Origin of the sequence: Neiella litorisoli, assembly GCF_014773395.1 — a bacterium.
GTDB lineage: Bacteria > Pseudomonadota > Gammaproteobacteria > Enterobacterales > Neiellaceae > Neiella > Neiella litorisoli.
In genome coordinates this window covers 43,203-54,793 of the sequence record NZ_JACXAF010000033.1, presented here as the reverse complement: position 1 = coordinate 54,793, position 11,591 = coordinate 43,203, and the positions used below count along the sequence as shown (strand labels likewise).

12 protein-coding genes and 1 tRNA gene are annotated in these 11,591 nt (G+C 49.1%); 7 read left to right on the top strand and 6 right to left on the bottom strand.

What is annotated here, in order from left to right:
- Nucleotides 1–121: 121 nt before the first annotated feature.
- Nucleotides 122–1,774 carry a glucose-6-phosphate isomerase gene (gene pgi, locus IC617_RS17845; protein WP_191146344.1) on the bottom strand — a complete coding sequence of 551 codons (1,653 nt, stop codon included), beginning with the start codon at nucleotides 1,772–1,774 and terminating at the stop codon, nucleotides 122–124.
- Nucleotides 1,775–2,122: 348 nt separating this feature from the next.
- Here pgi and IC617_RS17840 point away from each other — a divergent pair, with 348 nt between their 5' ends.
- Nucleotides 2,123–2,299: a DUF3545 family protein gene (locus IC617_RS17840; protein WP_191146343.1), complete on the top strand. Its 177-nt coding sequence runs from the start codon at nucleotides 2,123–2,125 to the stop codon at nucleotides 2,297–2,299.
- Between the two features lie 39 nt (nucleotides 2,300–2,338).
- Here the strand turns inward: IC617_RS17840 and IC617_RS17835 are convergent, their stop codons facing one another.
- On the bottom strand, nucleotides 2,339–2,920 hold the full coding sequence (locus IC617_RS17835; RefSeq protein ID WP_191146342.1) for a hemerythrin domain-containing protein: 582 nt from the start codon (nucleotides 2,918–2,920) through the stop codon (nucleotides 2,339–2,341).
- A 148-nt stretch (nucleotides 2,921–3,068) separates the two neighbouring features.
- A complete protein-coding gene (ung, locus tag IC617_RS17830; RefSeq protein ID WP_369410432.1) occupies nucleotides 3,069–3,767 on the bottom strand; it encodes a uracil-DNA glycosylase in 699 nt (232 codons plus the stop codon).
- 140 nt (nucleotides 3,768–3,907) lie between these two features.
- Between ung and IC617_RS17825 the strand changes: the two genes are divergently transcribed.
- Nucleotides 3,908–4,363, top strand: coding sequence for a methylglyoxal synthase (locus IC617_RS17825; RefSeq protein WP_191146341.1), 456 nt, complete (start codon nucleotides 3,908–3,910; stop codon nucleotides 4,361–4,363).
- Between the two features lie 150 nt (nucleotides 4,364–4,513).
- A complete protein-coding gene (locus tag IC617_RS17820) occupies nucleotides 4,514–5,461 on the top strand; it encodes a beta/alpha barrel domain-containing protein (RefSeq protein WP_191146340.1) in 948 nt (315 codons plus the stop codon).
- A gap of 60 nt (nucleotides 5,462–5,521) precedes the next feature.
- Here IC617_RS17820 and IC617_RS17815 read toward each other — a convergent pair whose 3' ends face one another.
- Nucleotides 5,522–6,049 carry a cytochrome b gene (locus IC617_RS17815; RefSeq protein ID WP_191146339.1) on the bottom strand — a complete coding sequence of 176 codons (528 nt, stop codon included), beginning with the start codon at nucleotides 6,047–6,049 and terminating at the stop codon, nucleotides 5,522–5,524.
- Between the two features lie 284 nt (nucleotides 6,050–6,333).
- Between IC617_RS17815 and IC617_RS17810 the strand changes: the two genes are divergently transcribed.
- Together IC617_RS17810 and IC617_RS17805 are read left to right on the top strand one after the other, a co-directional pair.
- Nucleotides 6,334–8,130 (top strand): GGDEF domain-containing protein, encoded by a 1,797-nt coding sequence (locus IC617_RS17810; RefSeq protein ID WP_191146338.1) that lies wholly within the window; start codon nucleotides 6,334–6,336, stop codon nucleotides 8,128–8,130.
- A 151-nt stretch (nucleotides 8,131–8,281) separates the two neighbouring features.
- Complete coding sequence (locus tag IC617_RS17805; RefSeq protein WP_191146337.1) at nucleotides 8,282–8,695, top strand: CBS domain-containing protein; 414 nt, start codon at nucleotides 8,282–8,284, stop codon at nucleotides 8,693–8,695.
- An 11-nt stretch (nucleotides 8,696–8,706) separates the two neighbouring features.
- On the opposite strand, the gene IC617_RS17800 is transcribed toward IC617_RS17805, so the two are convergent.
- Nucleotides 8,707–9,303, bottom strand: a complete 597-nt coding sequence (locus IC617_RS17800; protein WP_191146336.1) for an outer membrane beta-barrel protein — start codon at nucleotides 9,301–9,303, stop codon at nucleotides 8,707–8,709.
- A gap of 156 nt (nucleotides 9,304–9,459) precedes the next feature.
- Between IC617_RS17800 and IC617_RS17795 the strand changes: the two genes are divergently transcribed.
- Both IC617_RS17795 and IC617_RS17790 read left to right on the top strand, forming a co-directional pair.
- Nucleotides 9,460–9,546, top strand: a tRNA-Leu gene (locus tag IC617_RS17795).
- Nucleotides 9,547–9,665: 119 nt separating this feature from the next.
- Nucleotides 9,666–10,718 (top strand): adenosine deaminase, encoded by a 1,053-nt coding sequence (locus IC617_RS17790; RefSeq protein ID WP_224746111.1) that lies wholly within the window; start codon nucleotides 9,666–9,668, stop codon nucleotides 10,716–10,718.
- A gap of 3 nt (nucleotides 10,719–10,721) precedes the next feature.
- Here the strand turns inward: IC617_RS17790 and IC617_RS17785 are convergent, their stop codons facing one another.
- Nucleotides 10,722–11,588, bottom strand: a complete 867-nt coding sequence (locus tag IC617_RS17785; RefSeq protein ID WP_191146335.1) for an SMP-30/gluconolactonase/LRE family protein — start codon at nucleotides 11,586–11,588, stop codon at nucleotides 10,722–10,724.
- Between the last annotated feature and the right edge of the window lie 3 nt (nucleotides 11,589–11,591).

Here is an 11,591-nt window from a genome sequence, read left to right as displayed (position 1 = left end):
CATAGAGTGAATTATTGTGATCAGCAAAAGCAATATGAGTTCAAAAAAAATCCCCCGATCTGCATCGAGGGATTTGTGTATGAAAGACAGGCTGTAGCGGCCCTTTCCATGTCCACCGAACTTACTTACGCCAAGCCTTGTAAGTGTTGATCAGACCATTGGTTGAACTATCGTGGCTGCTAATGGTTTCAGCACCATCTAACTCAGGCAGAATTTGGCTCGCCAGTTGTTTGCCGAGCTCAACGCCCCACTGATCGAAGCTGTAGATATTCCAAATCACGCCCTGAACAAAGATCTTGTGTTCATACAGCGCAATCAAACGACCCAAAGTGGCTGGGGTCATTTCTTTAAACAGAATCGAGTTGGTTGGGCGGTTACCTTCAAAGACCTTGTGTGGCACTAGATCAGCCACGTCGGCGGCAGATTTACCGGCAGCGGCAAACTCAGCTTCAACTTGCTCTTTGGTTTTACCAAATGCCAATGCTTCAGTTTGAGCAAAGAAGTTGGCCAATAGTTTCGGGTGATGATCGCCAATTGGGTTCTTGCTGTTAGCAGGTGCAAGGAAATCACACGGGATCAGCTTAGTACCTTGGTGAATCAACTGGTAGAACGCATGCTGGCCATTAGTGCCAGGCTCGCCCCAAATGATTGGGCCAGTCTGGTAGTTCACCACATCGCCATCGCGAGTCACGTACTTACCATTACTTTCCATGTTGCCTTGCTGGAAGTAAGCGGCAAAACGATGCATGTATTGGTCGTATGGCAGAATCGCTTCGGAATCGGCATCAAAGAAGTTGCCATACCAAATACCCAGTAAGGCCATCAGTACCGGCACGTTTTCGCTAAAATCAGCTTGTTGCAAGTGCAAATCAACTTCATGGGCACCTTGCAAAATTTCTTCAAAACGGTCGTAGCCAATGGTCAGAGCGATAGACAAACCAATCGCACTCCACAAGCTGTAACGACCACCAACCCAATCCCAGAATTCGAACATGTTGGCGGCATCAATACCAAACTCAACCACCGCATCTTTGTTGGTCGACAGCGCGGCAAAGTGCTTCGCAACATGGGCTTGATCGCCCGCCGCATTGATGAACCAATCGCGAGCGCTATGGGCATTGGTCATGGTTTCTTGGGTGGTGAAGGTTTTTGATGCAATCAGGAATAACGTTGTTTCTGGGTCAACGCTTTTGAGGATTTCGACGATGTGAGTGCCATCGACGTTCGACACAAAGTGCGGGGTAATGCCTTTGTCCCAGCTTGATTTGAGCGACTCAGTGACCATCACAGGGCCAAGATCGGAGCCACCAATACCAATGTTTACCACATCAGTGATGGCTTTGCCGGTGTAACCTGTCCAAGCGCCAGAATGCACTTTTTCACAGAAGGCTTTCATTTTTGCCAGTTCGGCATTCACCAATGGCATGACGTTCTCGCCATCAACGAGCACTTCGGTGTTGCTGCGGTTGCGCAGCGCAGTGTGCAATACCGCACGGTTTTCAGTGGCGTTGATTTTGTCACCGGCAAACATCGCTGCAATTGCTTGTTTCAGCTCAGTTTGTTCAGCCAAAGCTAACAGCTTGCTTAAGGTTTCGTCATTAATCAGGTTTTTTGAGTAATCAAACAAAATATCTTCAAACTGCAAAGAATATTTGTTGAAGCGGTCAGCGTCGCCATCGAACAAGGCTTTAATGGTGGTGGCTCTCATGGCCTCGGCGTGTTGGCCGAGTTCTGACCAAGCCTGTGTTTGACTTGGGTTGATTGACTTAAGCATGGGTTCTCCTCTAATTAGAGCTTCTGAGCTAGCAAGACACACCGATTGAGCAAGCCATTCGACCTGCCCTCACCAAATAGTTATAGATAGAAAGTGACGATATGCCCTTTAAAAACTGATTCTTCTGTTCTGCAACCATTGCTCCCTTGCAACGGTGCTGAAAAAAGATAGCAGAGAGGGTCGCATATTATTAAATTTAGTCCTTGATCTCACCCCTTTTAACTGCGAATGAGCATCGTCACATAAACGCAACAATTGTCGTTTAATTTTCATCCTGCTGTGATATCACGACACTGTCACTTTACGGTGACCTCGCTACAGTTTTAAGCATTATTTGGGGACTGCACGATGGAACGATTGGAATTTGGTTACTCAGACAACTCTTACGACAAACCTGGCCGCACCACTCGCAATAAGCGCAAATGGCGCGAAATCGAATCTCTCAAAGAAAAATACCGCTTAAAGAAAGAACTACAAGAGCTTGATTGGGCCGGCGACTTCGGCACTGGTGATATAGAGCTGTAATAAAAAACCCCGCTTCGCGGGGTTTTTTATTGTTTCCGATTAGGCACCAAGGTTGTCTCGCAATGACTGGTATCGCTCTTTGACGTTATCGCCAAACAGCGGATCCGATTTGCGCGCCAATTCTTTCAGCGAATCCACATCTTCAATGCCTTCATACGGCAACAAGGCGAGGATTGCTTGCCAATCGCTGTCGGTCAGCTCATCACGCAATGCTGGCAGAATGTGGTCTTCTTCGTAATTAAGGTGGTTGGTCTGGACTTCGAGAAACTCAGCCAGTACATCAATGTACTGCTGTTGTGGCACCACTGCGTCCATCAGAATCATCTCAGTCATAGAGCATAGCTGCTCAGTTAACGCTGAAATCTTGATGTGCTGCTCAGCCAACTTGTGAACACCATCGGCTACCTTTTCGCCTTTTTTCTGCTCTAGGTAGTAGTTGTAGATGATGTCTTCGCAGGGGTGGTGATGTTTGTCGGCATATTCATGGAGATATTCAACAATATCTTTAATTAGATCGTAGCGAATATCTTTCTCTTGCCGCAGGTCTTCCAGTTTTGCATTGAGGAACTTCAGCAGCATCGTCATGTTGACGTGCTCCTTGTGAATGATATCTAAGATCATGCATTTCTCTCCCGCCAATCATTGGCTTCAACGCGCAGACACGCCACGACGATGAGTTGTAGGTCTGGTGGTTATTATATTTAGGGTAGTCAGTATGCTGAATGAGCCAGCTCAAGTTTGCATAAAATTACGTCAATAACGGCTAATGTCAATCGATCTGCCAATTCACCGGCGCAATTTTTTGTTCCATAAGCCACCGATTTGCTTGAGAAAAGCAACCTGAACCAACAAACGAGGCAAAATCTTTACCGGCTCGGTTAGCACCCAACGGACTTGGATGCGAGGTTTTAATTACCGCGTGCTTAGTAACATCAATTTGCTCGCAGACGCCGTGAGCAAAACGTCCCCAGCTCAAGAACACAACGTGCTTGCAGCGATCATTAATGGCCTGCAGTGCGGCATTGGTAAATTGCTCCCAGCCCTTTTTCTGATGGCCACCGGCATCGCCATCGGGCACCGTCAAGACACTATTGAGTAGCAGCACTCCTCGTTTGGCCCAAGCTTCCAAACACCCATGATTTGGCGCACCGATGCCGAGATCTCGATTCAGCTCTTTGAAAATATTTTTGAGTGACGGCGGCTGATCAACACCAGCTGGTACTGAAAACGACAAGCCATGGGCCTGACCGGGGCCGTGATACGGATCTTGGCCAATAATCACCACTTTGACTTGCTCTAGCGGGGTCCACTCAAACGCTTTGAAAATATTTTCACTAGCGGGATAGATAACCTGACCTTGCTGCTTTTGCTCTCGCAGAAACTGACTCAAAGCCTTCATGTAATCTTGTTCAAGCTGCTCAGCGAAAAATGTTTTCCAGTAGCCAGTTACCTGATCAATGGCGCTCACGATGATGTTCCTCTTCAATAAACTGCGGCAAGCTTATCACTAATCAATAGTTAAGCGTGAAGCATTGAAAAAGCGATTGCGAAGCGTTCAACCTAACGGTAGTCTCAACGCCAGATCCACAACTATGACGCGCTAAAAATATGGACAAAACAACCCGCATTATCCCCGCTCGCAAACGCATCGCTTTGGTTGCCCACGACCACATGAAAGCGGCTTTGCTGGAGTGGGTGAGCACCCGAAAGGACCAATTAGCTAATCACCAACTGTTCGGAACAGGCACCACAGGCACCTTAGTGGCGAAAGCCACAGGTATTGATGTGACCTGTATGCTGAGTGGTCCGATGGGTGGTGATCAGCAGCTCGGAGCTCAAATCGCCGAAGGCAAAGTCGACATGATGATTTTCTTTTGGGATCCACTCGACGCCGTGCCACACGACCCAGATGTAAAGGCATTACTGCGTTTAGCTGCCGTTTGGAATATTCCGGTGGCGTGTAACTCGGCATCGGCAGATTTTCTGATGGAATCACCGCTGCTTAACGAGGAATACGCAACCACAGTTCCAGATTACAGTAGCTATCTTCAATCTCGAACCTAGATCCGTTAAGGTCAACATCAAAGCCATAATAAATGAGCATGGCGTGCGCCACCGAAGCGAGTCGTAAATAATCAAATCACAGCCACATGTTTTTTGTTTATTTCACGCTATGCTCAACATGTAATTACCTGAAAACAAAGGTTGTGCTGAATGATTGTGAACCCGCTGTCGAGCCAATATCTTGGCTTTTCGATCGCCAGCCCTATCGTGGTTGCCGCTTGTCCGTTATCTGCAAAAATAGAAAATATCGAAGCCATGCAAGAGGCTGGCGCCGGTGCCGTGGTGTTGTTTTCGCTATTCGAAGAATCTCACATCAACAATGGTGAGCCTGATTCTCAATACCGGGTCGATCGCGATAGCTATTTGCGTTTGGTTGAACAAGCCAGCGATCTCAATATTCCGATTATTGCCAGCCTCAACGGTACCAACCTCGATCACCTCAGCCAAATGACCATGGCGGTGATGGAAGCCGGCGCGCACGCGGTCGAATACAACCCCTATCATTTGCCAATTAATTTAATGCGCAGCGGCCGCGATATTGAAGACGAGTTAGTCGAAATTGCCACCGAAATGCGCGCTATTTGTCAGCGCCCAATGGCAATGAAACTCATGCCAACACTCAGCTCCCCAGGCTACTTGGCGATGGTGCTTGATTCGACAGGTATTGATGGCTTGGTCATGTTCAACCGGTTATACCTGCCACAGGTCGATACCGATGGCATGGAGTTGTCTCGTCACGTGCACTTATCGCACAAAGAAGACAGCGCTTGGGGCATTCATTGGGCATCCTTGCTACACGGCAAAATGAACGGCTCGATCATTGGCAACAGTGGTGTGGAACATGCCGAGCAAGTCCTGCAATACCTGCTATCTGGAGCCAATGCGGTACAGGTTGCTTCTTGCTTGATCCGCAATGGTATTGATTACATCACCACGCTCAATCGCGGTTTGAAGGACTGGATGGAACATCACGAATGTGAGGACATTCCGAGCTTAATCGGCTTGCTAAGTGAGCAGCGCCAAGCCGACAGTACTGCCCACGATCGAGTCCAGTACATGAAAAGCTTGCATAACTTTCATAGCCCCTACTTCAAGTAGTCACTAGATTCGCGCAATAAAAAAGCTGGCAAAAGCCAGCTTTTTTATTGCGCGCTAATCTTAACGGCCAAACATACGGCTCAACGTGCCATCTTTGAGAATAAATTGATGATGCAATGCTGCTAACACATGAAGCACGATTGCAATAATCAGCAAGTTGCCAGCTATCTCATGCACTTCGTGGGCAATGCCGCCAAGGGTTTCTAACTTTTCCGCCGCTCCGGGAATTTCAAACAGACCGAAGAATGGAATGCTATGGCCTCCCGAATAAGACATGGTTAAACCACTCAATGGCATCAACACCATGGCTAAATACAACAGGTGATGGCCCCATTGCGCCATGGTTTTTTGCATGTCGCTACCCAAAGGGGCTGGTTTACCGAATTTCTTCACCACAATGACGCGGACGATAATCAACCCAGCAAGCAACAAGCCCAACGACTTGTGCCAAAAATACAGTTCAAATTTTTCAGGACCACGCGGCATCTGATCCGCATAAAGAATAATGGCAATGGCGGCAATCATAGCGACGGCCATTAAGCCGTGCATCGCTTTCACAGCAGGATGAAATTTGTCCGGTTGGATCATAGTAATTGTCCTAAGTAGTAATTTTGCCAGCTCGAACGACCAGCTTATCAATTATGCGAGTCTACAAAGATAAGTCGGCATAGCAACCACATCTCATTGATAATTACAAAATATTACATATTCGTTTGTCACCACTACTGGCACGTCCCGCATCGACTGCAGTCAGAGACAATTGAGGTTAAACAAGTTATTGGAATAATTAAAATTGAAAACTGATTCGAGTAATCAAACTGTCATAGTTTGCTGTCATGTTGCGCCTTTTATGATGAACAAGAGCCAGTGCCATGAGCCAACGTCACCCGCTGTATGACGAATTAACCAGCGTTATCGCCGAACAAAAAATTACCTCTTTGTATCAGCCTCTGGTGCACCTGCAGCGCGGTTCGGTCATTGGTTATGAAGCATTGAGCCGCGGCCCATCGGACAGCCCTCTGCACTCGCCTGCAAACCTGTTTGAAGTCGCCCAGCAAACCCAACGGTTATCCAAGCTCGATTTGCTGTGTCGCCTGTGTGCGATTCGCCGGTTTATCGAATTTGATACTCAGGCGCTGCTCTTTATTAACGTCAGCCCGGTGACCCTGTTATCCGAAGATCACCCCAAAGGTCGCACCTTAGAGTTGCTGGAACAGTTTGGCTTGCGCCCCGAACAAGTGGTGATCGAGCTGTCAGAGCAGCATCGGGTCGATTGCCCAAAAACCCTGCGGCAGGCAGTCGAGCACTATCGCAAGCTGGGCTTTTTGATTGCCATTGATGATCTTGGCGCCGGTTTTTCTGGGTTGAAATTATGGTCCGAACTACGCCCCGATATCATCAAAATTGACCGCTATTTTGTCAGCCAAATTCACTCCGACCCACTGAAAAAAGAATTTGTTCGCAGTATTGTGTCGCTGGCCCAAACCACAGGCTCAAAAGTCGTTGCCGAAGGCATTGAAACGGACGAAGAACTGATTCAGGTGCAAGAGCTCGGCATCGATTATGGTCAGGGTTACCTACTTGGTCACCCACAACCAGAGATCGGCTTGGAGCCAGTTGGCGTCTACAAAATTCGCAATGAGCGAAGTACCTCACTACAAAACCTCAATGACACCGCCAGTCAGCTACTCTGCCCAGCGCAAGCGGTATCCCACGATGTGCCGGTTGGTCAGGTCGTTGACCGTTTGCTCCGTGACCCAAGTTTGCTGTCAGTCGCTGTTACAGAAGGCAAGATGCCGGTTGGCTTGGTTCAACGAGCCGCATTACTGGAGTTATTTTCAACGCCCTATGGCCGCGCCCTTAACGAACGCCGACCCATTTCTCAAGTCATGCAACTCAACCCCGTCGTAGTTGAAAGCGACACGCCACTAGAAATTGTCAGCCGTACCGTCACCGACGAAGAGAGCTTTGATGTTCGCACTCACTTTATTATTACCGACAACGGTGATTACAAAGGCCTTGGCTCGGTGCGCAGCTTGCTGCGAAGGATCACCGAATCGCGACTGCAAAGCGCCCGCTACGCCAATCCGTTGACTCTGCTACCCGGCAACGTTCCCATTTATCGAGAAGTCGAGCGCTTGCTGCATAAGCCAAAAGCGTTCACCTTCGCCTATCTCGATCTGAATCACTTCAAACCTTACAACGATGTCTATGGCTATGGCCGCGGCGACATGGTGATCCAACTGGTCGCTGAGTTGTTGAAGAATCACGCCGCGGGCCCGGGCAACTTCGTTGGCCATGTCGGTGGTGATGACTTTGTTGCCATCATGACGAGCGACAACTGGCAACAACGTTGCGAACTCATTCTGCAAGATTTTGATGCTCGGATCAGTCATTACTATGAGCAAGCGGATGTCGAGCGCGGCGGCATCTATGCCCGCACACGAAGCGGTAACGAGCAGTTTTTCCCTCTACTTGGGTTGGCAATTGGCGCAGTGCAACCGGATTTAATCGGCTGCCATTCGCATCATGAAATAGCCGCATTGGCTGCCGATGCCAAAAAACAAGCGAAACGCAGCAGCACCAGTTCGCTGTTTATTTCCCGTCGCCGCGTTCCCAATCAGAGCTATGCACCAGCACCATCGCTACAAGTGGTGGAAAATGCTTAATAGTCAGCACGATTAGCACCAATTAACCACAACAAACAAAAGGTTTATTGGCTCTAATAGATGTGGCCTATGTATTGCTTTCGCTAAATCGATTGGCTGTTTTTTAAAATGATGCGCATACTGAGTTCATATGGCTCAGGGAGATAAAACTATGCCTCATAAACATCAAGTTCGCGACATCATGCAAAAGCAATACCCTCACATTGAGGTGGGCTCACCACTCACTAACACTGTGGATTTGTTACGCGAATTCGGCATTACCGGTACACCTGTGGTCAATGCCAGAAATCAGCTCAAAGGTTTTGTGTCAGAGCAAGACTGTATTCGTATGCTGATCAGCGCGTCATACTTCTGCGACACCACATTAAAAGTTGAAGATGTGATGAGTAATGAGCCGCTGTCAGTGTCTCCGGATATGGGATTGGTCGATCTGGCCCAGCAAATGGTCAAAGCCAAGCCAAAAATTTATCCGGTGGTTGAAGATGATCGGGTGATCGGCGTAGTCAGTCGCTCCGATGTCATGGCGGCACTGGCAACTGCACTGAAATCCTGCGTACCGGTATAAGCAAACCGTGATCAGAACTTCAGCATCAAGCTGGCAACTGCTTGGTGCTGATTGAAATCACTGCCACCCAGTTGGCTAATCCACTCCAGACGAGTCACCAGCGCATCTGTGAGCGGAAACTCTGCGCCTAAGCCAAGCAAATAGCTCACTTGACTGTCCCCTCCGGCACATCGGAACAGATCCTCCCCCCATTGAGCGCATCGATCATCAGCCTGCTGCTGGATCTTGCTCTTGTCATAATCATCATATTGCAAGCCAAGCCGATAAAAGGCTGAAAAATCTGAATAATAAGCAAAACCAAGCAGACTTAGTGAAACATTGTAGTTGTGATCAATGGCGACGCTAGGCAGGTTGTCTTTGACCCCGTCGACATCGGCGTAGCGGCCCGATGCCAGTTCAATCGCCCAGACCGTATCAAAACGGTAACCTGCATAGACCTGCCAGTTGGCTTGCCATTCTTGGTCGACATGGTCGGCATCAACCTGGCCGTAACCAACCCCGCCGCCAACATAAAATGGTGACGTTAACGGCGGGTTGACCAACTCCCAACTGGACGCAAACCCAGGCGCGTGCAGCATTAATAAACAGGCCGAAAGTGTCCGCTTCATATATTTATCCACCAGCTTAAATGACAAACACTAGCCACTTTACCGCATTTCAGCAAAACCGGATAAACAGATTTTTCTGCCACATTTGTGCAAAAAGTGCTTGCTTGCGGTTCTACAAATCAAGTAATATTCGCGCCGCGCTGAAGAGCGTAACATGCAGGAGTGGCGGAATTGGTAGACGCGCTAGCTTCAGGTGCTAGTGTCCGTTAGGACGTGGGAGTTCAAGTCTCCCCTTCTGCACCAAATTTTAAAGGCTCGTAGCCCATTGGGTTACGAGCCTTTTTCGTTTTTGCCGACTATTTATTGACCTACCTCCATTGATCATTGCTCGGGATTGGCGATACTTGGGCTATATGACCGATATGACTAGTGATCAAATGGAACAATTTCTGGCTCAGTTGCCCAAGGTAGAACTGCACCTTCATATTGAAGGCACACTCGAACCTGAAATGATGTTCTCCCTTGCCGAGCGCAATGGTATCAAGCTGCCGTACCCCGATCCGCAGACGCTTCGCCGTGCCTACCAGTTTGACAACTTGCAATCGTTTCTCGACCTCTACTATCAAGGCACATCGGTGCTGAAAACCAGTCAGGACTTCTACGATCTGGCAATGGCTTACTTCACCCGCTGCGATCAAGAACATGTACTCCACTACGAGATCATGTTTGATCCGCAGGCACACCTGTGCCGTGGCGTATCGATGAACACCATGATGGAAGGGCTCACCGGCGCGATGGAGGATGCTCGCCATAAATTTGGCGCAAGCAGCGGGTTAATCTTGTCACTACTGCGACATTTACCCGAAGTCGATGGTATTGACGCGCTAATTAAAGCCAAACCATGGCAACACAAAATCATTGCCATCGGGCTGGACTCCAGTGAGCAAGGCAATCCGCCGGGCCGATTCCGCAAGGCGTTCAATATTGCCGACGATTATGGCTGGCACCGAGTCGCCCATGCAGGCGAGGAAGGGCCGGCAAGTTACATCTGGGAAGCGATCCGCGAACAGCATGTACGCCGAATCGACCATGGTGTGCGCTGCAGTGATGACAGCAAGCTGATGACCTACCTGAAACAGTACCAAGTACCGTTAACGGTATGCCCACTGTCAAATGTACGGTTGGGGGTCTACTCCGATCTGCGTCAGCACAATTTGAAAATGCTGCTTGAGAAAGGCCTCTGCGTCACCATCAACAGTGATGATCCAGCTTACTTCGGCGGCTACATGACCGCGAATATGCTGGCCGTTCAGCGCGCCTTGAATCTAACCGAAACACAATGGTTGCAACTGACAAGCAATGCCATTAACGCAAGTTTTGCCCCGGTTGAACGAAAACAGGCGCTGAAACAGCGCCTGACATCAGCGGTAGTTAACTACCATCTGGGGCCAACCTCCGAAGCGGCTGGCGCCTGAGACTCAAGCACCGAAGCGAGGCTCAACTAAGCCAGCAACCTCAACATCGACAGCAAAAATAGAGCCGGACAACGGGTATTGTTCGGCTTCTTCTGCTGAGCCAGCTTTGGTGGTTGTAATGTATAAGGTCTTTAGATCTGGGCCACCGAAGGCGAGCATGGTTGGGTTTTGCGCAGGTACGGTAATGGTGTTGATGATCTGCCCTTGGGGATTAATCTGCACCACCCGACCACCGCCATACAACGCCGACCAATAGTTGCCTTCACTATCAACAGCAGCGCCATCTGGCCGCCCCCAGCCTTTCGGGAATTCAGCAAAGATCCGCTCATTGCTGACCTCTCCGCTGGCCAAGTCATAATCACTGGCAAACACCGTATGGCGCGGCGTATCTGAATAATACAAAGTGCGATTATCTGGGCTGAATGCAAGACCGTTAGACGTCCAGTTGTTGCCAATCAAACGCTTGGCCTGAGTGCCTTCAAGGCTGTAAAAATGACCGCTGTAATCATCTTTATTCGGGTTCAGGGTGCCGGCGATAAAACGCCCCGCGGCATCACAACGACCATCATTAAAACGTTGCCATGGTTTGTCTGCTTCAGGGTCAGTGATGGCTTCGATGCCACCTTCCATGCTGGCAATCGTGACAAAGCCCGACCGCAGCGCCGCCACAAAACCACCCGATTTTGCCAGCGCGAAGCAGCCAATTTCTTCATCGAGTTGCAACACTGTATTGAGGCCTGTGGCCGGATCAAACTGATTAAGCCGGAAGTTATCAATGTCGACCCAGTACAAGGTTTGGGTCACTTCATCCCAGCGCGGACACTCGCCAAGTTTTGCATCGATTTTTAGTGCGGTCTTAACTAACCCCATGCT

What these genes read in the sequence shown, in the direction of transcription:
- IC617_RS17820 (WP_191146340.1), top strand. Translation starts at nt 4,514, where the DNA reads ATGATTGTGAACCCGCTGTCGAGCCAATATCTTGGCTTTTCGATCGCC.
- IC617_RS17840 (WP_191146343.1), top strand. Translation starts at nt 2,123, where the DNA reads ATGGAACGATTGGAATTTGGTTACTCAGACAACTCTTACGACAAACCT.
- IC617_RS17810 (WP_191146338.1), top strand. Translation starts at nt 6,334, where the DNA reads ATGAGCCAACGTCACCCGCTGTATGACGAATTAACCAGCGTTATCGCC.
- IC617_RS17835 (WP_191146342.1), bottom strand. Translation starts at nt 2,920, where the DNA reads ATGATCTTAGATATCATTCACAAGGAGCACGTCAACATGACGATGCTG.
- IC617_RS17825 (WP_191146341.1), top strand. Translation starts at nt 3,908, where the DNA reads ATGGACAAAACAACCCGCATTATCCCCGCTCGCAAACGCATCGCTTTG.
- IC617_RS17815 (WP_191146339.1), bottom strand. Translation starts at nt 6,049, where the DNA reads ATGATCCAACCGGACAAATTTCATCCTGCTGTGAAAGCGATGCACGGC.
- IC617_RS17800 (WP_191146336.1), bottom strand. Translation starts at nt 9,303, where the DNA reads ATGAAGCGGACACTTTCGGCCTGTTTATTAATGCTGCACGCGCCTGGG.
- IC617_RS17805 (WP_191146337.1), top strand. Translation starts at nt 8,282, where the DNA reads ATGCCTCATAAACATCAAGTTCGCGACATCATGCAAAAGCAATACCCT.
- IC617_RS17790 (WP_224746111.1), top strand. Translation starts at nt 9,666, where the DNA reads ATGACTAGTGATCAAATGGAACAATTTCTGGCTCAGTTGCCCAAGGTA.
- IC617_RS17785 (WP_191146335.1), bottom strand. Translation starts at nt 11,588, where the DNA reads ATGGGGTTAGTTAAGACCGCACTAAAAATCGATGCAAAACTTGGCGAG.
- pgi (WP_191146344.1), bottom strand. Translation starts at nt 1,774, where the DNA reads ATGCTTAAGTCAATCAACCCAAGTCAAACACAGGCTTGGTCAGAACTC.